Raw genomic sequence first — 25154 nt, 5'->3', positions numbered from 1 at the left:
CCAAAAAATGACTGACTCAGTAATCTTGAAAGATTACCGAGTCAGCCATTTTTAGTTGAATTTAATTTTTACGTAATTGACTGTGCCAAACGCCATAGGTTGCGTAAATAATGACGCCAATAGCAAACCAGATACCGGAAACGACCCAGGTCTCTAAAGGCAACTGGAGTAGCATCCAGATGCATAGCCCAGCAGAAATGATCGGCAGATATGGATATAACGGGACCTTGAAGCCCGTATTGGCAATGTCTTTACGTTTCCGTAATGGCAACACACCCAAGGACATCATGGTGAAGGCAATTAAGGTTCCAATGTTAACTAACTGAGTTAACCGGTCTAATGAGACCAAGCCACCCATGATGGCAATCACGATGGTGACCGCCAGCAAACCATGACTAGGCACTTGGTGTTTCATACTGATTTTCCCTAAACCCTTAGGTAATAGACCGTCCCGGCCAATGGAATAGATCAGCCGTGACGAACTATAGATCATCGAGAGCATCATCGTGAACATTCCGGCTAAAGCCCCAATTGAAACGACGCCAGCAACCCAGTTTTGGTTCACGATTTGCAGTGCAAAGGAAACTGGTGCAGCCACGTTTAATTTTGTATAAGAGACCATCCCAGTTAAGACAGCGGCAACTGCCATGTAGAGTATCGTACAGATGATCAGGGTCCCCAAAATACCGATTGGCATGTTGCGCCGCGGATTCTTCACTTCCGCTGCGGAAGCCGAAACACAGTCAAACCCTAGATAGGCATAGAACACTAATGAAGCGCCCCGCATGATTCCATGAGCACCATATGGCGCAAATGGATGCCAGTTACTTGGTTTGACGTAGAAAATACCAACAACCACAAACAATAGAATAATGAAGATTTTAGCCACCACAATAATGTTATTGATTCGGGTAGTCGTTTTAACGCCCTGGGTCAGCAATAAACTAATAGCCAGCACGATCAGAATTGCAAATAAATTGAAATAAGTGCCGTGAGCTGGATCGAAGCTGCCGGTAATCGCCTTAGGTACCGTAATACCAACACCCTTTAAAAATGACACCAAATAAGCCGACCAGCCAGTAGAAACGGCCGCCACGGATAACATGTACTCCAGGACCAGCGCCCAGCCAATCACCCAGCCAATAAATTCACCGAACACAATGTTCCCGTATGAATAGGCACTGCCGGCAACGGGTAACGCGGATGAAAATTCCGCGTAACACATGGCAGCGGTGGCACAGACTAAGGCTGCTAAAACAAATGATAAAACGATCCCGGGCCCGCTATATAAAGCCGCAACCGTACCGGGAAGAATAAAGATCCCCGTTCCAATCACGGTACCAACTCCCAGTAATAACAGATCCTTAGCGTCCATCGACTTTTCTAATAAACTATCCTTATCTAGATACCGGTCGAGTGACTCTTTTTTAGTTAGTCGACCAAATATTTTTGAGACCGTTGTGTTCTCCATACCTGTTCCTCCTCATGACTTTCAATCAAACCGTGAACACCAACGATCAGCCAAACAAAAAACACCAGGGACCACGTTGTCCGCTGGTGTTTTTAACCAGCCAGACAGCCCAAGCGTTTCGCCTAGCCGTCTGACCGTAAGTGTAAGTGCCATGCCAATAGCAACTTCTCTAACTTACTGGTAGATAACCAGGCTGGTTAAAGAAGAAGAAAAATCGTTGTGTCGTTAATTGATCCCGATTCATTAGCATATTGTGGCACCCCCTTCGTTGTGTATGAGAGTATTTTAACAATTTAATGAGAAGAAAGCAAGCTGCAAAATTACTGTGCCGTTTCAACGAATTTATTCATTAATAAAACGTTAGCAACTGATTCCAGCACAGCCACTAACACGATAGCACCTAGGCTGGCAAAGGCTGTCCCCCAGCCAACTGAAAGTCCACTCATTACCATGCCGTAGATATGAAAGACGCCGACAGCAGTCCGGATAATCGCTAAACTGACGACAATGTATAAGATCCCGCGAATTAGCCGTTGACGGCCAATTGGCAGAAATGCGCCAATACTTAGAATGATCAAATGAATCAATGAAATCGTGGTCCAAACCATCACGATGGAAGCCACAAAGATCAACAGCGTCATAAGCACAATTTCAATGATTTTCATTGTACTGAGACCGCCATCTGAAGACATAAAATAATTACTCCAGTTACCACTTGCAAACGCGACAATTGCGTTGATCACAGCCTGGACGACGCCAAAATACAGCATGCCAATAACCGTGGCGCTTAAACTACCCAGATAGATTTTAGTATCACTAGTCGGAATTAATCGAATGGCATCACTCTGATAAACGCTTTCGTTGTACATGGCCATTCGAATGAAGACAATCAAGAAGGCTAATGAACTCCAAAAGCCAATAGCACCCATTAACCCGGTGCCAAGATTAGCCACCCCGTTTTGAATGGCCAGCATGACACCATTCACTACAACGACTACCAGGAACAAAACAATGATCCGGTTGATTGATTTAAATCTGTCCCGCAGTAAAGCGGGTACTAGTGCCGTAAACTTAGTCATTGATATCAGCCTCCCCATATAAACTTTCGTAATAATCTTCGATACTCTGACCGCTTTCTTCACGAATCTCATCGGCCGCCTTATGTACGGCAACCTTATCGTCTTTAATAATCACGATCTCGTCTAGGATTGGGGCAATTTCAGAAACGTAGTGGTCACTGATGAGCATCAGTGAATCAGCTGGTTTCCACTGAATAATACTATTAATGATCTTTTTGCGGCTCATGCTGTCAATCCCGCTAAACGGTTCATCCAGTAAATACACACTCGTTTGCCGAGCAAGCGTCAGGCTGATCACTAATTTTTCCCGGGTTCCTTTTGATAAGGCTGATAGGCGCTGCGATTCGTCTAGTTTTAAAAACGACGCCATTTGCGTATATTTCTGTTCATCAAAATCAGGATAGACCCTGCTATAAAACTGTTTAACGTCACTGATTCGCTTGTTAGTTGCGATCCCGCCTAACGGATCACTGTAACTGATCAAACTTTTGCGGTTAGCCAAGTTACTATCACCGTTGATCGTGACCGTGCCACGAGCGTTCTTCGCCAGCCCGGCAATCAGGCGCATTAAGGTCGTTTTACCCGCACCGTTCTCACCTAATAGACCAACGATTTTATTCCCCGATAATGATAAGGACACATCCGTTAAGATTTTCTTGAGGTTCTTACGATAATTCAACTGTTCAATCTTCAATGTCGTTGCCATTTGAATCCCCCTGCCTTTCAATATATACCGTTAATTCGGCAATCATCTGTTCATCGCTAATGTTCAGCCGATGAAGCCGATCATAAAGTTGCTTTAAATAACTGGTTATTAGCTGCTGCTTCAGCTGTTCGACGACCTGCGCGTTATCAGTCACAAAGTTCCCGCGACCACGTCTCGAAATGATCACACCTTCAGTAATCATCTCGCTTAAAGCCCGCTGCACGGTGTTTACATTGACCGTCATGGACACTGCCAGTTGCCGGATTGCAGGAAGCTTATCACCGGGTGCTAATTGGCCAGAAATGATTTGATCATAGATAGCCGTTTTAATCTGGTAATAAATAGGCACCTTGTCATCAAATTCCATTTTAGCTATCCTCCTTAGTTAGTGTACTAGTTTTCTATTACACTATATCACTAATACATGGGATTTCAATATTAGGGACTCAAATTAGGCAAAAATATTTTTGTAATATAAATGTAACATTTAAAGCGCCAATAAAATCACGCTAAAAAAGTTTTCGACGGATACGCTATTAGTCGCTTAATTAATTAGGTATAAGTGTTGGTATCCCTATGTTGTCAGCAATTATAGCCATACCAAGATAATCACCGAAAATCAATCAAACCATATTGGTTCAAACCGTTGGTGGCATTAACTATCAAGATTTCAGGGATAGGTCGCGATTTGTTATGTCATCTTCACACTTTCTTCACATTTAGAGACTATATTATGACCATAGCCTAATATCTTAAAGGAAGATATTAAGTGAGCTTTTTCATTTTACTCCTCCAAAGTAAAATTTATATTTCCGTGAACCCCATCACGAAAATGCCTACTCCTACAAAGACCACCCTCCCCCGGGTGATCTTTTTTTTGCCCTTTTAGACAAAATAAAAGATTCGCTTGGCTGTCTTCTTCAGACTAGTAAAGCGAATCTTTTATTTGACGCTATACACATCTTAGAGTAACTCGGACCTCATCCATAACACACCCAACAGAGAGCGCACAGCCACCTGACTGTGCATTGAACGTGTTTTATCAATGCGATTCAAGCAATATGAATTCCCTGGGTTCATACTGCTAATTACTCCACTGTGGCCTCCAACCACATTAGGACGGTACTGCTCACAAGGCGTCCAATACCTCGATCATAATCTCCACATCATGATCTCGTGCTGATGACTAGTGACACATTCACCGAATCAATCACCACAACACAGTATCTGCAACATCTTAGCAAGCTTCTTCATTTTTCTCACTAGACCTATTAATTCACGAGTCCCCCGAAATCAATAAATCGAAGATAAGAACAAAAAGACCCATTCATTCGGCCGGCTTTTAAGCCTCCGAGAACGGGTCGTGTCCTAACCAACGTTAGAACTGAGCATTTAAATTAACTCTTTCGTTCTTAAGTATATATATAATCTATCACATAGTTTGGATAATATCAAGCCTTTTACAACATTATTATTACCTGTAAGTTAACTAAGTAATCAAATTTACTTAATTGTAACCCTATCCTGCAAAGTTAATAAACTGTCAATTCTCGTTAGTAAAACGTTAAACTAATCGTGATAGATCAACTTATAACACTCTTTTTAAATCAAAAAAGCAGCCACCCCATTCGGCAACTGCTTCTAATCAATTCAATTGTCCATGATGATTATGCCGCTACTGAAATAAGTGGGTGTCATAATTGTTAAGGTATGAACAAACTAATGTCGTTTAACCCAATTCTTGCCTATAGTGTAAGGGTGAAAGCAGACTAAACTACACGTACGCTCAACCATTATGTGTTGGGGTACACCCGGATTTTTCAATTTTACTTCCTCCATAATCAAACCATCTAAGCTAACGAAAAATTCATCATGTGCATTCAAATTATGCCAGATAACAATGTCTATTAACTTTCTTAGCCTAAAAGCAATCCCCCCTCACATCACCAGACTAACTTTGATCAGGTAAATTCCCCCTTACCTGAAGATCTCATTGAATCCGTCTAGCTTATGGACAAATATAGCGACATTGATTGCCTGAGTCAAACATTTCTACTTAAATTCTTATAAAAAATGACAAGAGGGGCAACTACGTGATTATGTGTAACGACACTAATATGACGTACATTATATGCAGTATTTTTTGAATATATTAAATATTTTTATAAAAAATAGTATTTTTATATGCTAAAAATGCCAAAAATTTATGGTTCGTTATTACTATAATTAGCTCAACCAGGAATCCAGCCAAAACCGCTTTTGCGTGATCACTTCTGCAGCCGTCTCACTAATGCTTTTGATCTGTTTTAGCGCTGACTGGCGATCTACTTTTTCTAACAGTCTTGTCCGCTCCTGTTCATCGGTGATCACCCATTTTAACGCATCCATCTGGGCTAGGATTTCAAATAGATTTAGTGCTGCCGTATCTGGGACACTCGCGTTGAAATTATCAAGTAGCCACGATTTAACGGCTGCACGCGCTGAATCAGTGGGTTCATAGATCACGTGCGGTTTGAGATTATTCTGAAAGATCACCCGCTGGACCTGTTTAGCTGCACGTAATTGCGCCCCAATACCATCATAGGTTTGATTCGCAATGTCCCAACTGGTAATTGGCTTTAACGCGCTCGTTAACTGATCATCCTTTGCGAGACAATCAGTCAGCTCTTTAACAAAGATCGTGAGATAGTCCGGCAATTGGCGATCGTTATCAAATACCACTTTGTTACCTTGTATTTGGATAACGTTATCCGCCACCAAATCTAAAAAAACGGCTAGCACAAAGTAGGATTGACTCGTAAATCGCGTCCGTAGCATTGGCTTCTTACCAATGCGTTCCGTTATGAGTAAATATTTTTCTGCAGTTGTTAGTGTCACTATTCATCCCTCCTTGAAAACAGCATACCACCTGATTGAATAACCGTGAAGTCGGTAGTTTGACGAGCCGTTAGTCATGACGGAATTTGAATAATATGCCATAATATGGCTCAAAGACACCGTATTTCAGATTTTTTTCTTCCTATTATAAGTAAATATTCAAAAGGAGCTTTAAAATGACCGCAAAATATTCAACGCAACTATTACCGCAATTAGCTAAACTGCCACTACCGGATATTGACGTAACACTCTCACGACTCGAAGAATGGAGTCGGCCACTATTAGGTGAATTACAACGCACCAAATTTGCTGACCAAATCGCTGCTTTCAAAGCCAATGATGCACCTGAACTACAGGCATTGCTCAAACAACGCTGGGCCGAAACCAATGCGAATTGGTTTGCACCTATTTCACGTCAGCACGCGCTTAAAAGCCGCCACCCACTTCAGGCATCTTCTAATTTCGCTTTTACCGTTTCTTCAGCTGACCTACTAGATTTGGATCAAGTCACGATGGCTGCCAAACTGCTCCAGAATTTCGCTGATCAATACCTAGCCTACGCGTCAGAAGAAGCGCCAGTTGAAGCTACCCCAGATGGCCAGCCGGTCGATATGAGTACCTACCAGCAGCTTTTCCGAACACAACGACAGCCAGAACTTGGCCAGGATATTCTGCAAAAGACCCGTAACACGTCAAAAAACGTCGAAGTAACTGTCATTTATCACCAAACTGTCTATCAAGTTCGATTGATTGACCACGCCGGACGCGTCTCAACTTTGCACTCACTTACTGAAGCATTGGCTCAGATCATGGAAAATACCGCTACTGATGCCTTCTTTATCGGTGCTTATACTGGTTTGCCACGAGATGACGCAGCACGGTTACAGCAGCATTTAGCCACCAATCAGGGCAATTACGAAAATTTACAACGCATTAGCACTAGTTTATTGGTGCTGACACTGCAAGATTCCAATCAGCCGCTAACTGCTCAGTCCACCTTGCTAGGTCCTCAAGACCGAATCTTCGATAAAACGGTCCAAGTGATCGTCAGTGCTGACGGCCACGTTGGTTTCGCCTTTGAACGCAGTCAAACTGATCCGTATCCAACTTTAAAATTAATTACGGCAGTCGTAAATCAATTAAGCCAACCGGCCGATCAATGGGACAGCAAGGGCAAACCGCACTTTCAGCAGCTCACCTGGCAGTTAGATCACTATACCAAAGAAGCGCTAAGTGAAGCTGCAAATAAGAACGCGTTAATTGCTAACGAGTTGGTATGTGCATCGACCACCATTCAAGACCTTGGCAACGAACCACTAAAGGAACTGAACATCGACTCCGATGCCTTTAGCCAAATTGGACTGGCACTCGCCGAATACCGGGCAACTGGTGGCTGGCGAAACATCTCAGAACCCGTTTCAATGCGTCACTTTTACCAGGGACGAACCGCCAGTATGGCTTCAATTACGCTTGAAGAGCAGCGTTTTATCACTGCCTTTGCCGCTGGTCAACGGGATGCGGCTACTAAACAGCTATTTGATCAGGCCATGGCTGCTCACAACGACCGCGTGATTTTAACTGACGACGGTTTTGGCATTGCACACCACTTACTGGGGCTGCAGACCACGATGACCCAAACTGGCGGTAACGAGGCCTTTCCTGATGCCGCTGTCTTCTTTCATTCAGCATTTTTACAGCATTTAGCGACTGACTTCTTTTCAACCATCAATTTACCTTTTGAAGTTATCGATAGTTTAGCAACTGTTCCCACCAGCGCTGATGGTTACGGCATTTATTACGGTGTTTTAAAAACGAAACTGTCATTGACGGTTTCGGCTTGGAAAACAAACTCATTTACAGCTGAAGAGCTACTCACTAATACCATCGACAGTTTGACTGAATTAGCAGATTGGTTAACCGCTCAATATAAGGGCTAAAATCATGCTTTTCTTATTAGTAAACTAACAAGTAAAAATAACGTAAAAAATATCCATTCCCCCCGGAATGGATATTTCATTTCTAATTTTGTTTTGCTTTAACGATAACTCTGCTTCAGCCCATTAAAATCAGGTTTAGCGACGGATTGATCGCGTGTTGCGTAATACATGACGCTACTTCTACCAACATTATGTTCCAAACCTAAAGCGTGACCCAGTTCATGTTCGGCAACGTTAGTTCGTTCCTGCTTTGAATAATGAAAATGATCAGCAACATTGCGATAAATATAGGACTTGGCACCAGCCAAAACGTCCAAATGATTCAACGTGGTGTGATCATAATACGATGAATAGGTAATTCCAACTGACGAACCGTTTTTACCCTGCGGTGAATTACTAGTACCTAGTGAAATATCAGGTTTACCAGAAGTAGCAACTAGATGAACAACGCCACCACGATTCCAGCTTTTAACGGCAGTCCGCCAAACAGAATCATAATACTTTGACCCACTGGCTACCTTATAGGTAATGGTAGTCGATTGCCAACGCTTAGCAGCGGGCGTGACTCTGGCTGAACCAGTAGCAGTATCCATCCAATTATCAGAATGGGCCTTTGCAGAGCCAAAATACACGTCTGTCTTGATCTGAGCACCCGTAGCATCGGCTCCAGTAATCAGCTTAGCATCAGCATGACTGGGCGAAACGCAACTAACGCCTGCAACAACAGCAACAACAGCCAATAAGCGATACACTATTCGTTTATTCATATTCACTGATTAGTCTCCTTAAATGAAAATTTAATTATATTGACTATCAGCTTTTTCTAAATACTTTCTCCAAAAAGCGTAATACGAGAAAGCATACCCTTCCAAAATGCAGAATTCCTAATTCACAATTAGTAAAAGAACTAAATCTTTTCCCCGTTTATTACTTATTGCCCCCAATAAATAACTCAACGTCATGACTATAACATCAGGTCCTTTGAAATGCCAGATGAAAAAAATGTAAATATTTACTAAAAAACAACTTTGTGAATTCGTTATAACTTTGACCATTCAATTAAAAACCTAGTACGATAGGCTTCTCAGCTCATAAATTAAAAACTATAATATGAAAACGTAAACAGTTTCATTTGCACGTTAGAGATTCCAGAATAGAATGATTCTACCAATAAAGCTAATGTTTTGTTTATTTTTGATACATTTTTAAATATGTGTGCCATTAAAAGTGGTTAAAAAATATCCATTCCCCCGGAATGGATATTTCATTTCTAATTTAGATTTTAATTTTAACGGTAGCTAGCTTCCAAGCCATTAACATCTGGCTTTGAAACGGATTGATCACGAGTGGCGTAATACATGACACTAGTTTTACCAACATTATGTTCTAAGCCTAAGGCGTGGCCTAATTCATGTTCAGCAACGTTCGTTTTTTCTGACTTGGAATAGTGATAACGGTTGGCCACGTTTTTGAAGACGTATGATTGGGCGTTAGCCATAACCTTTAAACCATTCATATCCTTATCATTATAGTATGAAGAATAAGTAATACCGACTGTCGCGTTTTTCATAGTAGAGTTCTTATCGGACAAGTTGATATCAGCTTTACCTGAAGTAGCAACCAACTTAACCACGCCGCTCTTGTTCCAGCTTTTAACAGCGGATTTCCAAACGGACTTGTAGTAACTTGAACCACTATCGATCTTATAGGTGATGGTGCTTGACTGCCAGCGTTTAGTAGCTGGTGTTAATTTAGCGGAGCCAGTGGCTTCACCGCCATCGGCTTTAGCGGTTCCATTCATAACCTGTGTCTTAGTAACAGCACTCGTAGCATCGGCGTCTGTAACTACCTTTGCATCTGCATGACTTGGTGCAGCGAAAATCAAACCTGCGGCAACGGCAACGACAGCTAACATACTACCCATGAAACGATTGTTGAAATTCAATAAATAGTCTCCTTAAATTCGGTGTTCCTTCAAAAGCTTACTTACTAAAAATAAATTTGTGAAAATCAATTTACTTTTAGGCCGCTTGGTTATTGACCCCCCAATAACCAACGCAACGAGAATGACTATAACATCAGGGATTCAAGAATACTATTACAGGAATGTTACAAAAGTTTTGAGAAATCTAGCTTGTGAAATAATTATATCTCTAACTATTCAGAGGCTAAAGCCTAGCTTAGCAGGCTTCTTAACCCTTAAATCAAGATAAAACTATGCAAATGTAAACAGTTTCATTTACACTTTAAATATTAAAAAAGTTTTTTATTTTTTAAAAAATATCAAAAAATACGTGATTTTTAGGACATATAACTATAAGTGTCCCATTTATTATACCTCGAAAAACCCAATCCTTTTTGCAAATTAACTTTTTTTAATTAGTAAATCGACTATCTTTAACAGTCCAGCATTTAGCTAAAAAGATCAGCGCCAATATATCAAACCAATCAAAAATATCCATTCCCCCCTGGAATGGATATTTCAATTCTAATTTAATTTTTTGATTTTAACGGTAACTAGCTTCCAAGCCATTAACATCTGGTTTTGAAACGGATTGATCACGAGTAGCGTAATACATCACACTGGCTTTACCAACGTTATGTTCCAAACCTAAGGCGTGACCTAATTCATGTTCGGCAACGTTCGTTTTTTCTGACTTGGAATAGTGATAACGGTTGGCCACGTTTTTGAAGACGTATGATTGGGCGTTAGCCATAACCTTTAAACCGTTCATATCCTTATCATTATAGTATGAAGAATAAGTAATGCCGACTGTAGCGTTCTTCATAGTAGAGTTCTTATCGGCTAAAGTAATGTCAGCTTTACCAGAAGTAGCGACCAGCTTAACCACGCCGCTCTTGTTCCAGCTCTTAACGGCTGACTGCCAAACGGTCTTGTAATAACCGGATTTGCTGGAGATCTTGTAAGTGATAGTAGCTGATTGCCAGCGCTTAGTAGCGGGTGTCAAACGAGCTGAACCAGTAGCAGCGCCACCATCAGCTTTAGCAGTACCATTCTGTGCTTGTGTTTTAGTAATTGCACTGGTGGCATCGGCATCTGTAACTACCTTTGCATCCGCGTGACTTGGTGCAGCGAAAATCAAACCTGCGGCAACGGCAACGACAGCTAACATACTACCCATAAAACGATTGTTGAAATTCAATAAATTGTCTCCTTAAATTCGGTGTTCCTTCAAAAGCTTACTTACTAAAAATAAATTTGTGAAAATCAATTTACTTTTAGGCTGCTTGGTTATTGACCCCCCAATAACGAAGCAACGAGAATGACTATAGCACTAGGAATTCAGGATTACTATTACAAACATGTTACAAAGTTAAAGCAAAGTGGAGATTGTGAAACCATTATATTTTTAACTGTTTAGAGGATAAACATTAGTTTAACAGGCTTTTCGGCCCCTAAATCAGAATAAAATTCTACAAATGTAAACAGTTTCATTTGCATACAATTTTTTTAAAATATTTGTCGACTTTTCAGAAAAAATCACGAAATAGCTGATATTTAGGACATATATATGTAAATGCTCCATTTATTATTCACCGGCCAACCACAATTTTCCACAAAAAAAACGCCTAACGATTATCGTTAGACGTTTTAAATTAGAAATGAAATATCCTAACCTTTTCATTGTCTTACCATGTATCAGCTTTTATCGAAGAATCGAAGGAGACATCAACAACTCTTCAACTACTTGCCATGATAAGACCCTACCTGTTAATGTTCGATTATACTAATTATATAATCTCACTAGCAATTATTTAAATTGCTGGGGGGATTTCTGATTAACAATCAGAATGAGTTAATTGGGGGGGATCAACTCGACAGGAATTTGAAATACTCCAAACCAAAAGGGCAACTCACGTGAAACCAATTAATTAAACAATCCCATCAGACGACAACGACCCGAACAGGTCTCTCTCCTGTCCGGGTCGTGTCACTAAAAAAGAGTTTTAGTGCTGAGCAATTTATTTATTTAATTCGTTTCACTGTTCTTGAATACAAGACACATTATACATAGTGCACAATCATTTTACAAGTCCTTTCGTCTATTTTTTCGTTTTTCTCCAAAAAATAGACAAACTCAACTATGATTGTAGCTTCTAGAGACCTCAACTAAGTTAAACTAAAATCAGAAATGAAATATCCTAACCTTTTCATTGCCTTACCATATATTAGCTTTTATCAAAGAATCGAAGGAGACATCGACAATTCTTCAACTACTTGCAATGATAGGACACTACCTGTTATTGTTCGACTATACTAACTTAACCTTACCAGCAATCGTTTAAACCGCTGGGGGATAAGTCAGAATGAGTTAATTGGGGGGGTAACTCAACAGGAATTTGAACTACTTCAAATCAAAAGGATGATTCACGTAAAACTAATCAATTAAATAATCCTCATGAGACAACAACGACCCGAGCAGGTCTTTCTCCTGTCCGGGTCGTGTCACTAAAATGAACTTTAGTGCTGAGCAATTTTTATTTAATTAATTTCACATTTCTTAATACAAATCACATTATACATGGAGAACAGCCATTATGCAAGTCCTTTTGCCAATCTTTTTACTTTTCCGTAAAAAATAGATAGCCTAATGGATATTGCATCTTCTACAAAACTCAATTAAACTAAACTAACTGCTCATTATAACGATGTTTTAAACACCTAGATAGGAAGATACTATGCAGATCATTATCGCACCAGCCAAAAAAATGGTTGTTAATACCAACGACTTTGAGATTCAAGGTTTACCCATATATATAGAAGAAACCCGTCAAATACTTCAGAAAATGCAAACTTTCAGTTATGAAGCAGCCCAAACGATGTGGCGGTGCAGCGATAAATTAGCCCGACCAAATTACACTTGGCTGCAAAAAATGAACCTGTCTGATCAGTTAACGCCCGCAATTTTAAGTTACACCGGCATCCAATATCAATATATGGCACCAGACCTCTTCACTGCCCCTGCACTGGCGTATGTCCAAGCCAAGCTACGTATTCTATCCGGCTTCTACGGCATTTTACGGCCCTTCGATGGCGTTACTCCCTACCGGCTTGAAATGCAGTCAGTCATCCAAGTAGCGGGCACCCGCAACTTATACCAATTTTGGGGGCAGCGACTCTATCAGGCACTTTCATTTGATCAAGGTCCCGTGCTTAACCTGGCCTCGCAGGAATATGCTAAGACCATTACACGGTACTTACAGCCCAACGACCAGTTAATCAACGTTGTCTTCGGGTCAGAAGTCGCTGGCAAATTAAAAACCAAGGCTACGTTAGCCAAGATGGCCCGCGGCGAAATGGTCCGTTATTTAGCCGAGCACAACATTCAAGATATCGCCGGTGTTACTCATTTTGATCATCCAGACTGGCACTTTGACGCCCAGCGTTCAACTCAAAATCAGCTGGTTTTCGTTAATAATGAGCGTAAACACTAGGCAATCTCAGAATGCTTCTGATAGGTGTTGATTCGCTTTGTTCGTAATAGGTACCCATTGATCCCATCTTCCAGATAAGCCTTTAAATAACGGTACTCCTGTTGCAGCTCAAGTCCGTCTGGTTGATAAAGCCACTCCTTTAATGAAAGAAAAAGCGTTCCACCAAGTGTTTTTTGGAGGAATACGCAGTAGCTGGTATCAATACTGATTTTTTCAACGTCGCCTAAACTCGTAAAAATTTGGCCAACCATGGTTTTTAAATGGTCGATGATCACTTCTTCAGGGGCGTTTTGAACGTCTAGCTTTAAGACGTTTTGGTAGAACGCCCAGTTACTGTCGAAGTACGTCAGCATTGCCAGTAAAGTCTGCGGCCAAAAACGATAATTACCGCAATAGTGAACCGCTGCCTTAACCTCAGTTGAATAAATTTCAGCCAGCACATCATACTTATCCCGAAAATGGTCATAAAAAGATTGCCGGCGCATGCTGGTGATTGCCATGATTGTTGTCACAGTGATTTTATCAAATGGCTGTGAGACGACTAATTGCTTCGTTGCTGCCATTATTTTTTCTTTTACCGTCATGCCATTTGCCCCTTTCAAATTAAAAAACACATGATAACGATACCATAATATAGAAGTCTTGTGAAAATTAGTGATTCGAGTTTATAATGTAGAGAACACATTTATTGGAGGCAAAAAGTGACTGAAGAAGCAAAAGAACCTGAACATAATACGCCGTCAGGAATGCATCATATGACGATTCCATGGCAGGACTTTGCCGTTGATCAAGACGCGCAGATCAAGCATGCGCGGGTCAAAGCAAGATCCTCTGTCGTTGGTCGTGTCGGTATCATGATGCTTTCCTGCGGTACTGGAGCCTGGCGTGTCCGTGATGCAATGAACACTGTTGCACGGGTACTTAACTTGATCTGTTCCGCAGATATTGGCTTAACTACGATCAATTACACCTGTTTTGATGAAGGTCACAGTTACTCACAGATCTTGTCGTTACCAAACACTGGTGTCAACACGGACAAACTCTTCGTATTAGAGACTTTCGTCAAACAATTTGAAAAAAAATACTCCCACTTAAGTATTAAAGAGATCCATCAAAAATTAGATAAGATCCAACAAACTCCCGGCCATTATTCACCAGCCATAAAGGGGTTAGCGGCTGCCATTGCCTGTGCTTCATTTATTTTTTTACTGGGTGGTGGCTGGATCGAAATGTTTTGCAGTTTTATCGGTGCCGGCCTTGGTAACTGGGTCCGCGGTGAAATGGGAAAACATAAGCTCACGATGATTTCCGCAATTGCCGTCAGTGTGGCTGTCGCCGAAATTACTTACCTGCTAGTTTTTAAAAGTTTACAGCTAGTTTATCCCATTTCAGGTAACCATGAAGCTGGCTATATTGGCGCCATGCTATTCGTGATTCCTGGTTTCCCCTTCATTACTAGTTTCTTGGATTTATCCAAGCTCGATATGCGTTCGGGACTGGAACGATTAGCCTACGCGCTGATGATCACCATTGTGGCAACACTTTGCGGTTGGCTGATTGCTTTGATCGTTAATTTCCAACCAGAAAACTTTGTGCCACTGGGATTAAGCCCATTAGTCCTCCTGTTATTACGACTACCTGCTAGTTTTTTCGGCGTCTACGGTTTCTCCATGATGTTTAATAGCTCACAGCGACTCGCCATCACCTCTGGATTAATCGGGGCAGTTGCCAACACCCTCCGGCTAGAATTAGTTGATTTCCACACTATTCCAGCCCCCGCTGCGGCGTTCTGCGGTGCATTGGTCGCTGGGCTGCTAGCTTCGATCGTCAACCGGACTAATGGTTATCCCCGAATTTCTTTGACAGTTCCTTCCATTGTAATTATGATTCCGGGTCTTTATATCTATCGTGGTATTTACGATATTGGTTTGAATCAAATTGGTAATGGTGCGCTGTGGCTGACTCGAGCAGCCCTAATTATTTTATTCTTACCTCTGGGCCTGTTTGTTGCCAGATATCTGTTGGACAAAGAATGGCGTCATTTTGGCTGACAATTATTTAGCTATAATAATATAGTAGAAAAAGTGCTCGAAAATGATTTTATGATCATTTTCGAGCACTTTTTGTTTACTGGTCTTCTTTTAGAAGCCCCTCTTTTTTAAAGGTCGCGTTGCGCATCAATTTGTACAGTGTCGCTGTAATTGGCACTCCTAACATCATACCTACAATACCAGCTAAGCCACTGCCAATCGTTATCGCTGCCAGCACCAGTAATCCCGGCAGGCCAATGGTACCGCCCACCACTCTAGGATAGATCAGGTTACCCTCAACTTGCTGAAGCACAATAATGAAAACAACGAATAAGATTGCTTGAATCGGTGATGTGACCGCAATGAGCACAAAGCCAACGACCCCACCAATCCAGGCACCAATCATCGGAATCAAGGCACTGATACCGACTAACGCCCCAATTGATAGCGCGTCTGGGAACCGGAAGATCATCATCCCTAATGTACACAACGTCCCCAAGATGAAACCTTCCAGCACTTGCCCGGCGATGAAACTAGAAAACATTTTATCAGTCACCCGCAAAACGTAACGGGTCTTAGCAACGAATTTGGCCGGCAAAAAATCATCCATTAGCCGGTTTAACCAGCCACCAATCTTCTCCTTACCGCTAATCAAATAGATGGCAAAAACAAAGGATAAAACAAAATTAATGACACCAGAGAAAATATTGCTGAAGATGGATACAGTTGAAGAAAAGACGCCAGAAGCACCAACGGTTAAGTATCTCATCGCTTTTGACTGAATTGATTTCCAATTAAAGGAAGCTGTTGCATCCGCCACCCGCTTACTAATGGTATGATTCTGGTCAACTTGATTGAACCAGTGGGTCAGATCATTGATGGTGCTGGGCGCCGTTTTGAAGAAACTATTAATAGCATCAATGAATTGAGGGATCACTAATCGCATGACACCGACAATGACCAGCACGATGATGACTAAGGCCAGCAGAATTGCCAATGGACGACGAAAGCCTTTGACCCATTTTTTTCTCGCATGAGGCCACAACCATTTTTCCACCTGACGGGACAGCAAGTTAACGACATAGGCCAGTACTGCCCCCAAGATCAACGGGTTCAGCACTGAAATCAGTTTACCAATTGCACCAAAAATCGGTCCTGGATACACTAGGCAAGCAAGCAGAATAACGAGTACAACGCTCGTTTTAATTAATGTCTTTTTGGATATGGTCATACGGCACCTCCACGAATAAAATATGCTACTTTCAGTTTACCGTATTTATGCAAACGATACCAAGTTTTCTTGCCTGAGTAGTGTTCAAACCACTATTAAATGACCTGATTTAGTCCTGCAAATGAACCTTTTAGCGCCAACTGCCCATTTGGGCAAAAATTAACTGTCCGTTCGAACGATGTCGACTGCAGCAATTCTGATTATGATAGAGACACTTAAATTATTGCAGGAGGAAAACATGAGCTATTTAGAATTAAGGGACATTCATAAGTCCTACTATCTAGGCAAAGAAGAATTCCCCGTCTTAAAGGGAATCGATCTCAACTTTGACCTTGGTGAATTTGTTTCTATTTTAGGGGAATCCGGTGGTGGTAAGTCAACGCTGATGAACATCATTGGCGGCTTGGACCGTCAATTTCAAGGCAGCGTCACCGTTGATGGCAAGCGTTTAGACCATAAAAACGAAAAAGCCATGGATACGTACCGACGTGATACCATTGGCTACATTTACCAAGCTTATAACCTGATCAGCCACTTAACAGTCTTAGATAACGTTCTAATTCCGCTGGATATGACCACCTTAAACCATGCCCAACGAGAAGACCGGGCCATGTCTCTATTAAAACGGGTCGGTTTGGAAGATCAAGCAAAGAAGTACCCTAACCAACTTTCTGGTGGGCAAAAGCAACGAGTCGCCATTGCCCGGGCATTAGCCAGTGATCCAAAAGTGATCATTGCTGATGAACCAACTGGTGCTCTGGACTCACAAAACACTGCTGAAGTGCTAGAAATCTTGGACAGTATCGCCCAAGAAGGTCGGCTAGTGATTGCCGTGACCCACTCTCAATCAGTGGCCAACTCCGGAACCCGAATCGTTCACTTGGAAGACGGTAAGATTAATGCGGATACCCGCTTACACAACGCTTACCCACTTAAAGACACTGAACGGCTGAAATCTAGATTACTGCCAGCAAACGTTGCTTATCGAACCGCCTATAAGCATTTCAAATACAACTTCTGGCGGAATTCACTGATCGTTTTGGGAACTGCCATTGGGCTGTTTGCCGTCATGCTCTTCTCTGGCTTAGGCAACGGGATCAACGGCTACATCAATAAACAGGTGAATGACCTAGTCAATCCCCAAGTCGTTGTCGTGAGTCGCTATCAAAAATCTCCAAGCAGCGCAGCATCCGCAGCCTCGGGGAGTTCTGCTCAGACTGGCAGTACCCCAAGTGCTCAGCAAAGTTCTGCTCCCCAATCCAGCAGTCCACAAGGTGGCAGCAGTAGCGGCAGTCAAAGCGGCGCCGGTTTAAGTGCTGCCACTGCTACTCCAACCGCTGCTATGCCAAGCATTTCAGACAAAAATGTTAACCAACTGAAGTCCTTAAAGCACGTCACTAAGGTTGATAACGTCTATATTGCAAGCAACGTGACTTCCAAATATAATGACAAATCAGCCGTCATTTCACAGCTACAGAACTGGAACACCAGTGCGACTAAGAACAGTATCAAATATGGTCATGCACCTAAGACTGGTGAAGTCCTGATTGGTTCTAACGACGTTGCCAAGAAGTTCAACAAGAATCATTATAAATCAATGATCGGTAAGACGATCACCATGAAGTACCAGACGTTAAACAAGCACCATAAGATGGCCACCGTTAATATGAAGGTCAAGGTTTCTGGGATTGTCTCCAGCTCAAGTGGTATGGGCAGCAGCATGCGTTCAGATAACTACGTCAACACCAAGACCATGAAGAACGCCATGCAGGCTGCTAATGTCGAAACTAAGTCGCCAATGGTTGCCGTTAACGTTGATAAGCTTAATAACGTTAAATCGACGACTGCTCAAATGAACAAGCTGAAGTCCAACAACAAGCGTCAATTCTCTGCAACCTCAGTTAGCTCAATCATCAGCACTGTTCAAACCTATATTAGCCTAGCCACAAATGTGCTGGCCGCAATTGCCGCCATTTCATTACTGGTTTCTGCTTTAATGATCATCGTCACGATGTATATGTCAGTCAGTGCTCGAACTAAGGAAATTGGGATTCTCCGGGCCCTTGGTGAATCTAAACGTGATATTCGCCGCCTATTCATCAGTGAATCACTGATTATCGGTGTGTTAAGTGCCGCTTTGGCTACCGTGGTTGCCTTCGTGGGTCAAACGGTTGCTAACCAAGCCCTTTCAAGCATTGCCCACTTTGCGTTTGTTCAAATTTCGCTCAGCAATGTCGTGGTCGTCTTCGCGATTGCGCTGATCATTTCCCTGTTAGCTTCATTGCTACCAGCTCGAAGTGCAGCCCGTTTGAACCCGATTGATGCCTTGTCAGCAGATTAACGCGTTAATGAAGTAGGTTCGATTTCTCCAGATTACAATCAAGTCAGCCTAAAAGGCCACTCCGAAATCGTTTCGAAGTGGTCTTTTAGTGTAAAATACAGTTAATAGCTCAACCGCGAAAGTGAAGTGAAACCATGCCAAAACAAACTGAGGAACGAAAAATCCAGACATTGAAGAAGGCGCGAGTACCGCTGATTGTTTGGATGATCATGATTGGCTTTGTGGCCTTGTACATTCTGTCAACGAGTACCCTTGCCATCAGGGAGCGAGCCCAAATATTTATTCATCGGCAAATTCCAACTTACACCATACCATTCAACCATGCTGCAATCTCGATATTCGTCCTTTTTTGGATCACAGGTCTCATCCTTTCGATTTGGATCGGTCCCTGGCTGTATCAAAAACGGCCATGGGAAATGGTTTGTGTTCCGATTATTCTATCGATCATTTTTGTCACCGTGTTGCCGATGAGTGCCCCTATCATCATGGTGGGTACTTACCCCGTTTTATTGATTGAATCGATCATTGCCTATCGCCGGCCACAGATCCTGCTGATTGGATTAACGGCCATCTATTCTATTTTCTGGGTAGCTTGGCTACTCATCGTTGGCTGGCGCTTAGCCCTCATCACCCTCCAGTCGTTTATTTTTGTCATCCTGATCGTCCTTTACTACTGGCGCCTTTATCAGCAGCAATTAAGTGAACGACAACGGGTAGAAGACCTTTACAGTGAACTGCAGCTGGCCTATAAACAAGTTGAAGCTTCTGCCATCCGTTCAGAACGCCAGCGGGTTGCTCGCGAATTGCATGATACGTTAACTCAAGGATTAGCTGCCGTCGTTATGCAGCTGGAAGCGGCTGACAGTTTTCTGGACCAGGGTAATACCAAACGAGCAAAAGAAATCATCAAGGACAGCGTGGCAGCCTCTCGTAAAGCACTGCAGGAATCTCGGATCACACTGACTGATCTGCGGTCAACAACTGAGGAAAGTTTACCGGCCAGACTGCAGCTTACAACCGAAGCCATTCAAAAAAATTACCACATTAACACCACGATTAAATTAGGTGATATTCCAGACTATTCTCCGAGTCAGCTCACCGAGATCACCCGGATCGTTACTGAAGCACTGACTAACGTTGCCAAACACGCTAAGACTAATCAAGCGTTGATCAGTAGCCAGTTAAAAAATGATATTTTCAAATTAAAAGTAATTGATTTTGGTGAAGGCTTTAATACCCAAAATAAGCCTAAAGCTGGCCATTACGGTCTCAGTGGTCTGCAAGAACGGGCAGCCCGCCTCGACGGTGTCGTTACCGTCATTAGTTCACTGGGTGAAGGCACCACCGTTACGTTAACCATGCCAACAAGTCGAAAGGAACTGGATAACTAATGATCAAAGTATTAATAGTTGATGACCACGAGCTATTACGCGCGGGTCTGGAACTGATTTTTGAAACGGCTTCGGATATTGAAGTCATTGGCACGGCTGATGATGGTCAAGAGGGACTGGATAAGGTTAAAGAATTACACCCTGACCTCGTACTGACTGATATTCGCATGCCAAAATTAGATGGGATTGCTTTGATCGAACAGCTTCATGTGACCGACCCTGATCTGCCCGTTGTGGTCCTGACTACTTTTGATGATCAAAAGCCAATTCAACAAGCCATGCAGTTAGGCGCCAAGGGCTTCTTGCTGAAAGACGCTGATAAAGATACCATCTTAAATGTCATCCGCGGTGCCATCAAAGGAGAAACGTTTATTGAACCGCGGATTGCTGGCAAGGCTTTTGCCCAACCGGCACCAACCTCTGATATTGAACTGTCAACGCGCGAACACCAAATTTTAACGGAAGTGGCCGAGGGGTATCACAGCAAAGAAATAGCCACCGATATTGGTGTCAGCGAACGAACGGTAAAGTCCCATCTCACCAGCATCTATAATAAGTTAGGCGTTTTTTCTAGGGCTGAGGCAGTGGCTAAGGCATTGCAACTTAATTTAATTGAATTGTGAGTGTGTGAAACAAAGCGGTTAGAGACTTGCATGGAAGGTCCACAGGCAAAAATCCCGAACTTGGATTTATGCCTGTGGACCTTCCATGCAAGTCTCTGCTTTGTTGAACACGATTGGGCTAGATAAAAGTATCGAGCGAACAGAGCAATCATTCACTGAATTCCAGTTAAGAAAACGGGTAGCATCCTTACCAATATAACCTTCTATACCTTTCAAAATTGCGACACTGCTTTACTGTTATCTAGTAAAAACGTGTTCAACCACTCTGACTCCGGCCGTGTAACGCAAATAAGGTGAGTTCCCAAAACCAGGGAACCCACCTTATTTGCGTTACGCTCTGGCGTCAACCCGAGTGGTTTCACGCTCTACACACTAGACTAATTTTCCCACCACCGGTAACTTTGGCAGTACCGACTTCTTGTGTGGCGCTTTTAGGATGACCTCTGACAGGTCCTTACCAGCGACGTTACCGTGATGCTCACCGTTCTTCCATGCGTCAACATCCGTCACATCGTAGATCGTTCCATCGATTGCAACGTACGCCTTACGACCATTCTTACCATCATATTGTTTCAGTTCTTCTTGGGTTAAGTTCACTGCCATGAGTCATCCTTCCTTTCTGTTATCTACCTATCAGTCTATCATTGATCACCTGAAAAGTCAGTTAAAGTGATGGCTGCTTGACACTGGTCTCTACCGGCTGTGCCTTCACGTGTAGCCCGATTCCAGTTAAACCGCTGATCAGAGACATCACTGGGCAAAGCAGGCTGAAGAAGACGAATGGCAGGTATGACATAGTGGGTACGCCCAGCGTGTTGGCTAAGAAGACCCCGCCAACACCCCATGGTACTAAGTAGTTCAAAACAGTCCCGCCATCTTCCAATACTCGACCTAACGCTGAACTCTCAAGACCGCCATTCTCGAAGGTTTGCTTAAATGACCGGCCTGGCAAAATAATGGATAGGAATTGTTCACCAACAAAGATGTTAATCCCAATGCAGGCACATAAAGCAGCCGTTACTAATTTGGCATGGGAGTTTAAGTGGTTAGCTAACGGTGTCATGACCGCACTGACTAGCCCGAAGTTCACTAACAAGCCACCCAGTGACAGCGTTAAGACGATCAAGGCCACCGTTGGCATCATGCTGACGATACCCCCTCGTGACAATAGTAAATTAACTTCAGCGTTGGACGTTTTGGCAACGAACCCGTTGGTGATGATGTTGCTGGCTTTAACCACACTGAGTTGGGGATTATTAATAAACATCATCACGCCTGATACCAGCACGTTTAATAGCATGGTGGGAATCGCTGCCATCTTAAAACCGGCACAGACAAACACGAGCACGATTGGAATCAAAGCGACCCAGGAAATATGGAAGTCTTGTGTTAACGCAGCTACAGTCGTATTGATCTTCGCAAAATCGGCGTGGTTGTGACCAAACCCCAGCAGGGCAAAAATCACAGTTGAGATAACCCCTGCTGGCACCGTTGACCAAAGAATCGTCTTCATGTGATCAAAGAGATCCGTATCCACAACGACTGCGGCTAAATTATTGGTTTCAGACAGTGGCGAACACTTATCACCAAACACACCGCCGGAGATCACCGCACCAGCAACTAAGGCTGGGTTGAAGCTCATGGTAACACCGATCCCGAAGAAGGCGATACCAACTGTCGAGACCACCGTAAAGCAGCTACCAACCGCTGCCCCAACTAACGTGCAGACCAAGAAGACTGTTGGCAAGAACCACTGCGCGCTGATGGCTTTAAAGCCAATCACCATCAACGTGGGAATGGTACCAGCAGCAATCCAGGTACTGATCATGGCCCCAATCAAGATAAAAATGACGATGGGAATAATGCCTTTATCGATTCCATCTTTGATGCCATGATTAATATCGTCCCAGGAAAGCCCCTTGAATTTGGCCCAGAAGATGGTGACTGTGATTGCTAAAAGAACGGGAACTTGTGGTGATAGCCCTAAACCAATCACCCCTAAGCCCATAATGGCCAGAATAATGACTAACATAATAATTGCTTCTCGTAAACTTAATTTGATTTTTTGCATATCGATCAATCTCCCTTTTTATGTATCCTTTTCACCCGCAAAGAATTCGGTCAATCAATATCGTGTAATGCCACCGCAAGTTGTTCTCATTTTGATTACTCCTCCCAACAAAAAAATCGCCCCCATTGCATTAACTGCAACAGGGACGATCAGACTCTACCGTGGTACCACCCAAATTGTGTACACTTCTGTACACCACTCACCAGAAGATAATGGATTCTAGCGGTAACCATTGTCGACGTCTACGTATTTCGCTTTTCTTACCCTGATTGGCTCGCAGCAACCGCCAACTTTCTGACACCCAGATAAGACGCTACTTAATTGTAAGTCCGACATTAAATATTAATTAGAATTATAACCCCATTTTTGGAAAATGCAAGTTGCTGGTTTAAATGAGTCTATTATTAACTGAACTTTCGCTGCCAATTGGCGGGATGATCATGCTATGATAATTTTGAAAGGAGCCTAATTTTATGCGCATTTTACTGATCAATGGTTACACGCCGCACCCCGATGCTGGCGGTAAACTAACCCAAACACTGGTAGATATCAGCATCCAAACACTATCGCAGCACAATGAAGTTAAAACGACTGCAGTAACAGCTTACGAGGCAACTCAAGAATACGCCAAGTTTCAGTGGGCTGACTTAATTTTACTGTACTTCCCCTTATATTGGTACGCGGTGCCGTGGGGATTAAAGCGCTACATTGATGACGTGTTTGCGCTGCATCAATTTTACGATACCGATGACAATGGTCAGCCGGTGGCGCTAATGACCGGCAAGCAATTTGGTTACGTCACAACACTGGCCGCGGTTGCTGACACTTACGCTCCCGGCAATTCGCTAACGGAAGGGTTAAGCGTCAGCGACCTCTTAAAACCGTTAGACGTCACCTTTCGCTACGTGGGTATTCAACCCGCAGCCCACTTTCATAACTGTGTCTTCTATGACGTCTACAATCCGGCAACGATTCAGCCAATCAAGACTGCGTTACTAGCTGAACTTTCAAAATTGAATCGCGAATAAACTCATTTTGCATAAAAAGAACTAAAATGGAGTTATTGCATAAAAAAGGAGTTTGTAATATGGCAAATAAAACATGGCTCATTACTGGAACATCGACTGGCTTTGGCCGCTCATTAGCTACCTTGTTGGCACAAAAAGCGGATTTAAACTTAGTGGCAACGGCTCGTCACACTGATCAACTGGACTACCTCGATCAGTATGATCACGGCCAGATTCAAAAACTGCCCCTAGACGTCACTAACCGCGATGAAATTAACCAAGTAGTTAAGCAAGTTAACGACCGTTTTGGCGGCATTGACGTACTGATCAATAACGCTGGCCTAGGTTATTTTGGTACCTTTGAAGAAAGTGACCGGGATGCTGTTCAATACATGTTCAACGTGAACGTTTGGGGCTTAGCTGATATGACCCGTGCGGTATTACCCACCATGCGTAAGCAACGCAGCGGTGTCGTCGTCAACTTTTCATCCATTGCCGGGCTGCATTCATTTCCAACGCTGTCCTTCTATAACGGCACCAAGTATGCTGTTGAAGGGATGAGCGAATCACTGGCGCAAGAAGTTAAGGATCTAAACATTAAAGTCTTACTGATCGAACCCAGTGGCTTTAGGACCGATTGGGCTGGCCGTTCTTCACAAAAGACACTGCCAAAAACACCGGACTATCAGCAATTTGCTGAGTCCATTGACCAATCCAGCGCTGCTGCTCACCACGAAGCCGGCGATCCAAACGCAGCCGCTGAAATTATTTACGATCAAGTCACGAACAATTATGACCAACTGCCATTACGCTTGCCATTAGGTAAGTTCGCATCAGATATGGCCATTGACAAATACACCAAGTCTTTAGCTGACTTCAAGCAGCTGCGTGATATTTCCGTTTCAGCTGATCAGCCTGAAAAGAAGGGATAAA

The 25154-nt window shown here is 42.9% G+C and carries 21 protein-coding genes; 8 read left to right on the top strand and 13 right to left on the bottom strand.

The window, feature by feature from the left end:
* Nucleotides 1-61 precede the first annotated feature (61 nt).
* The 6 genes from FFM73_RS02920 to FFM73_RS02900 form a co-directional block, all read right to left on the bottom strand.
* Complete coding sequence (locus tag FFM73_RS02920; RefSeq protein ID WP_137630292.1) at nucleotides 62-1471, bottom strand: APC family permease; 1410 nt, start codon at nucleotides 1469-1471, stop codon at nucleotides 62-64.
* Between the two features lie 21 nt (nucleotides 1472-1492).
* Nucleotides 1493-1624, bottom strand: coding sequence for a hypothetical protein (locus FFM73_RS13070; protein WP_268920496.1), 132 nt, complete (start codon nucleotides 1622-1624; stop codon nucleotides 1493-1495).
* Between the two features lie 167 nt (nucleotides 1625-1791).
* Complete coding sequence (locus tag FFM73_RS02915; RefSeq protein ID WP_137630291.1) at nucleotides 1792-2550, bottom strand: hypothetical protein; 759 nt, start codon at nucleotides 2548-2550, stop codon at nucleotides 1792-1794.
* Nucleotides 2543-3256, bottom strand: a complete 714-nt coding sequence (locus FFM73_RS02910) for an ATP-binding cassette domain-containing protein (RefSeq protein ID WP_137630290.1) — start codon at nucleotides 3254-3256, stop codon at nucleotides 2543-2545. Before FFM73_RS02910 ends, FFM73_RS02915 begins: the two co-directional genes overlap by 8 nt.
* Nucleotides 3234-3623, bottom strand: a complete 390-nt coding sequence (locus tag FFM73_RS02905) for a GntR family transcriptional regulator (RefSeq protein WP_137630289.1) — start codon at nucleotides 3621-3623, stop codon at nucleotides 3234-3236. The genes FFM73_RS02910 and FFM73_RS02905 overlap by 23 nt, the downstream gene beginning before the upstream one ends.
* Before the next feature lie 1859 nt (nucleotides 3624-5482).
* Nucleotides 5483-6133 (bottom strand): hypothetical protein, encoded by a 651-nt coding sequence (locus FFM73_RS02900; RefSeq protein WP_137630288.1) that lies wholly within the window; start codon nucleotides 6131-6133, stop codon nucleotides 5483-5485.
* 176 nt (nucleotides 6134-6309) lie between these two features.
* Here FFM73_RS02900 and FFM73_RS02895 point away from each other — a divergent pair, with 176 nt between their 5' ends.
* Nucleotides 6310-8070, top strand: coding sequence for a choline/carnitine O-acyltransferase (locus tag FFM73_RS02895; RefSeq protein ID WP_137630287.1), 1761 nt, complete (start codon nucleotides 6310-6312; stop codon nucleotides 8068-8070).
* A gap of 98 nt (nucleotides 8071-8168) precedes the next feature.
* On the opposite strand, the gene FFM73_RS02890 is transcribed toward FFM73_RS02895, so the two are convergent.
* The 3 genes from FFM73_RS02890 to FFM73_RS02880 form a co-directional block, all read right to left on the bottom strand.
* Nucleotides 8169-8837, bottom strand: a complete 669-nt coding sequence (locus FFM73_RS02890; protein ID WP_137630286.1) for a matrixin family metalloprotease — start codon at nucleotides 8835-8837, stop codon at nucleotides 8169-8171.
* A gap of 521 nt (nucleotides 8838-9358) precedes the next feature.
* On the bottom strand, nucleotides 9359-10015 hold the full coding sequence (locus FFM73_RS02885; RefSeq protein WP_137630285.1) for a matrixin family metalloprotease: 657 nt from the start codon (nucleotides 10013-10015) through the stop codon (nucleotides 9359-9361).
* A 562-nt stretch (nucleotides 10016-10577) separates the two neighbouring features.
* A complete protein-coding gene (locus FFM73_RS02880; protein WP_137630284.1) occupies nucleotides 10578-11234 on the bottom strand; it encodes a matrixin family metalloprotease in 657 nt (218 codons plus the stop codon).
* A gap of 1537 nt (nucleotides 11235-12771) precedes the next feature.
* On the opposite strand from FFM73_RS02880, the gene yaaA reads away from it, so the two are divergent.
* The gene (gene yaaA, locus FFM73_RS02875) at nucleotides 12772-13527 is read left to right on the top strand and encodes a peroxide stress protein YaaA (RefSeq protein WP_137630283.1); all 756 of its coding nucleotides are present in this window, start codon (nucleotides 12772-12774) and stop codon (nucleotides 13525-13527) included.
* Here the strand turns inward: yaaA and FFM73_RS02870 are convergent.
* Nucleotides 13524-14111, bottom strand: a complete 588-nt coding sequence (locus tag FFM73_RS02870) for a TetR/AcrR family transcriptional regulator C-terminal domain-containing protein (RefSeq protein ID WP_137630282.1) — start codon at nucleotides 14109-14111, stop codon at nucleotides 13524-13526. The genes yaaA and FFM73_RS02870 overlap by 4 nt on opposite strands.
* A gap of 162 nt (nucleotides 14112-14273) precedes the next feature.
* Here FFM73_RS02870 and FFM73_RS02865 point away from each other — a divergent pair, with 162 nt between their 5' ends.
* On the top strand, nucleotides 14274-15578 hold the full coding sequence (locus FFM73_RS02865) for a threonine/serine exporter family protein (RefSeq protein WP_137630339.1): 1305 nt from the start codon (nucleotides 14274-14276) through the stop codon (nucleotides 15576-15578).
* Nucleotides 15579-15654: 76 nt separating this feature from the next.
* Here FFM73_RS02865 and FFM73_RS02860 read toward each other — a convergent pair whose 3' ends face one another.
* Complete coding sequence (locus FFM73_RS02860) at nucleotides 15655-16788, bottom strand: AI-2E family transporter (RefSeq protein ID WP_137630281.1); 1134 nt, start codon at nucleotides 16786-16788, stop codon at nucleotides 15655-15657.
* 238 nt (nucleotides 16789-17026) lie between these two features.
* On the opposite strand from FFM73_RS02860, the gene FFM73_RS02855 reads away from it, so the two are divergent.
* The 3 genes from FFM73_RS02855 to FFM73_RS02845 all read left to right on the top strand — a co-directional run bounded on the left by FFM73_RS02855 (nucleotide 17027) and on the right by FFM73_RS02845 (nucleotide 21143).
* Nucleotides 17027-19129 (top strand): ABC transporter ATP-binding protein/permease, encoded by a 2103-nt coding sequence (locus tag FFM73_RS02855; RefSeq protein ID WP_137630280.1) that lies wholly within the window; start codon nucleotides 17027-17029, stop codon nucleotides 19127-19129.
* A gap of 134 nt (nucleotides 19130-19263) precedes the next feature.
* The gene (locus tag FFM73_RS02850) at nucleotides 19264-20520 is read left to right on the top strand and encodes a sensor histidine kinase (protein WP_137630279.1); all 1257 of its coding nucleotides are present in this window, start codon (nucleotides 19264-19266) and stop codon (nucleotides 20518-20520) included.
* Nucleotides 20520-21143 carry a response regulator transcription factor gene (locus FFM73_RS02845; protein ID WP_137630278.1) on the top strand — a complete coding sequence of 208 codons (624 nt, stop codon included), beginning with the start codon at nucleotides 20520-20522 and terminating at the stop codon, nucleotides 21141-21143. The genes FFM73_RS02850 and FFM73_RS02845 overlap by 1 nt, the downstream gene beginning before the upstream one ends.
* Before the next feature lie 372 nt (nucleotides 21144-21515).
* Here FFM73_RS02845 and FFM73_RS02840 read toward each other — a convergent pair whose 3' ends face one another.
* Nucleotides 21516-21746, bottom strand: a complete 231-nt coding sequence (locus tag FFM73_RS02840; RefSeq protein WP_137630277.1) for a cytochrome b5 domain-containing protein — start codon at nucleotides 21744-21746, stop codon at nucleotides 21516-21518.
* A gap of 61 nt (nucleotides 21747-21807) precedes the next feature.
* Nucleotides 21808-23214, bottom strand: a complete 1407-nt coding sequence (nhaC, locus tag FFM73_RS02835; protein ID WP_137630276.1) for a Na+/H+ antiporter NhaC — start codon at nucleotides 23212-23214, stop codon at nucleotides 21808-21810.
* A gap of 473 nt (nucleotides 23215-23687) precedes the next feature.
* On the opposite strand from nhaC, the gene FFM73_RS02830 reads away from it, so the two are divergent.
* Both FFM73_RS02830 and FFM73_RS02825 read left to right on the top strand, forming a co-directional pair.
* Nucleotides 23688-24242 carry an NAD(P)H-dependent oxidoreductase gene (locus FFM73_RS02830; protein ID WP_137630275.1) on the top strand — a complete coding sequence of 185 codons (555 nt, stop codon included), beginning with the start codon at nucleotides 23688-23690 and terminating at the stop codon, nucleotides 24240-24242.
* Between the two features lie 59 nt (nucleotides 24243-24301).
* Nucleotides 24302-25153: an oxidoreductase gene (locus FFM73_RS02825; protein WP_137630274.1), complete on the top strand. Its 852-nt coding sequence runs from the start codon at nucleotides 24302-24304 to the stop codon at nucleotides 25151-25153.
* Nucleotide 25154: the final 1 nt, after the last annotated feature.

Origin of the sequence: Secundilactobacillus hailunensis (assembly GCF_005405185.1) — a bacterium.
GTDB lineage: Bacteria > Bacillota > Bacilli > Lactobacillales > Lactobacillaceae > Secundilactobacillus > Secundilactobacillus hailunensis.
The sequence above is the reverse complement of the archived record's forward strand: the minus strand, read 5'-3'. Positions and strand labels throughout refer to the sequence as shown.

Bases quoted from the DNA above. Each gene is read 5' to 3' on its own strand.
- FFM73_RS02915 (WP_137630291.1), bottom strand. From the start codon at position 2,550: ATGACTAAGTTTACGGCACTAGTACCCGCTTTACTGCGGGACAGATTT.
- yaaA (WP_137630283.1), top strand. From the start codon at position 12,772: ATGCAGATCATTATCGCACCAGCCAAAAAAATGGTTGTTAATACCAAC.
- FFM73_RS02840 (WP_137630277.1), bottom strand. From the start codon at position 21,746: ATGGCAGTGAACTTAACCCAAGAAGAACTGAAACAATATGATGGTAAG.
- FFM73_RS02825 (WP_137630274.1), top strand. From the start codon at position 24,302: ATGGCAAATAAAACATGGCTCATTACTGGAACATCGACTGGCTTTGGC.
- FFM73_RS02865 (WP_137630339.1), top strand. From the start codon at position 14,274: ATGCATCATATGACGATTCCATGGCAGGACTTTGCCGTTGATCAAGAC.
- FFM73_RS02910 (WP_137630290.1), bottom strand. From the start codon at position 3,256: ATGGCAACGACATTGAAGATTGAACAGTTGAATTATCGTAAGAACCTC.
- FFM73_RS02845 (WP_137630278.1), top strand. From the start codon at position 20,520: ATGATCAAAGTATTAATAGTTGATGACCACGAGCTATTACGCGCGGGT.
- FFM73_RS02905 (WP_137630289.1), bottom strand. From the start codon at position 3,623: ATGGAATTTGATGACAAGGTGCCTATTTATTACCAGATTAAAACGGCT.
- FFM73_RS02855 (WP_137630280.1), top strand. From the start codon at position 17,027: ATGAGCTATTTAGAATTAAGGGACATTCATAAGTCCTACTATCTAGGC.
- FFM73_RS02860 (WP_137630281.1), bottom strand. From the start codon at position 16,788: ATGACCATATCCAAAAAGACATTAATTAAAACGAGCGTTGTACTCGTT.
- FFM73_RS02890 (WP_137630286.1), bottom strand. From the start codon at position 8,837: ATGAATAAACGAATAGTGTATCGCTTATTGGCTGTTGTTGCTGTTGTT.
- nhaC (WP_137630276.1), bottom strand. From the start codon at position 23,214: ATGCAAAAAATCAAATTAAGTTTACGAGAAGCAATTATTATGTTAGTC.
- FFM73_RS02895 (WP_137630287.1), top strand. From the start codon at position 6,310: ATGACCGCAAAATATTCAACGCAACTATTACCGCAATTAGCTAAACTG.
- FFM73_RS02920 (WP_137630292.1), bottom strand. From the start codon at position 1,471: ATGGAGAACACAACGGTCTCAAAAATATTTGGTCGACTAACTAAAAAA.
- FFM73_RS02850 (WP_137630279.1), top strand. From the start codon at position 19,264: ATGCCAAAACAAACTGAGGAACGAAAAATCCAGACATTGAAGAAGGCG.
- FFM73_RS02870 (WP_137630282.1), bottom strand. From the start codon at position 14,111: ATGACGGTAAAAGAAAAAATAATGGCAGCAACGAAGCAATTAGTCGTC.
- FFM73_RS02830 (WP_137630275.1), top strand. From the start codon at position 23,688: ATGCGCATTTTACTGATCAATGGTTACACGCCGCACCCCGATGCTGGC.
- FFM73_RS13070 (WP_268920496.1), bottom strand. From the start codon at position 1,624: ATGGCACTTACACTTACGGTCAGACGGCTAGGCGAAACGCTTGGGCTG.